Raw genomic sequence first — 447 nt, 5'->3', positions numbered from 1 at the left:
AAAGATCAGAATCTACCGATGCACAAATGGATCGTATAAAAATTAGTTTAGAAAAAGAGTTTAGTCAAAAGCTGAATGAAATAGCTTTAGCTAATAATGTTACGATAAATACGGTGATGGAAGCAGCTTGGGGGATAGTTTTACAAACGTATAATCATACGGATGATGTAGTCTTTGGGAAGGTTGTATCAGGAAGAGATGCGAAAATAAAAGGAATTGAAGAAATTGTAGGTCTATTTGTAAATACAATACCAGTTCGAGTAAAACGAGAAGCAGATATGACAGTTGTGGAATTATTAAGAAGTCTCCAAAAACAAGGAACAGAGGGAAGTAGTTATGGTTATTGTTCGTTAGCGGAAGTTCAAAGCCAATCACAATTGGGTTCTAATTTGATAAAAACATTGTTCGTATTTGAAAACTATTATATCGATAAAGAACGATTACAAA

General features: G+C 33.1%; 1 protein-coding gene. It reads left to right on the top strand.

Annotated elements, in window-relative coordinates; all coding sequences use genetic code 11:
• The coding region (locus tag MR167_RS31800; RefSeq protein WP_242316258.1) for a condensation domain-containing protein at positions 1 to 447 on the top strand (447 nt) is incomplete at both ends.

This window comes from Bacillus cereus group sp. BfR-BA-01355 (assembly GCF_022663675.1).
GTDB lineage: Bacteria > Bacillota > Bacilli > Bacillales > Bacillaceae_G > Bacillus_A > Bacillus_A thuringiensis_S.
This window is presented reverse-complemented; position numbering and strand designations above follow the sequence as displayed.